The organism is Pseudoalteromonas sp. S3178 (assembly GCF_005886985.1).
Lineage (GTDB): Bacteria > Pseudomonadota > Gammaproteobacteria > Enterobacterales > Alteromonadaceae > Pseudoalteromonas > Pseudoalteromonas carrageenovora.
In genome coordinates this window covers 1-244 of the sequence record NZ_PNCW01000383.1, presented here as the reverse complement: position 1 = coordinate 244, position 244 = coordinate 1, and the positions used below count along the sequence as shown (strand labels likewise).

Annotated in this window: 1 pseudogene; it reads left to right on the top strand. The window is 41.0% G+C overall.

Annotation, left to right across the window (positions count from 1 at the left end):
• Positions 1 to 244: pseudogene (locus CWC11_RS21400) on the top strand (amidohydrolase family protein); the annotation flags it as partial.

Genomic DNA, 244 nt, shown 5'->3' with positions numbered 1-244 from the left:
TTAAAGTATCTTTAATTACCGGTGCATTACTAGTGAGTTCTTCGGCATTTGCTCAAGTTACAGCAATCACTAATGCAACGGTTCATACATCAACAGAACAAGGCATTTTGAAAGATGCGACGGTTGTTATTGAAAATGGCAAAATCACAGCGATTAACCCTGCAAGTGTAGCGGCTGATGTGACCATTGATGCAAAAGACCAAGTTCTAACGGCGGGCTTTATTGGTTCCATGAACCAATTAGG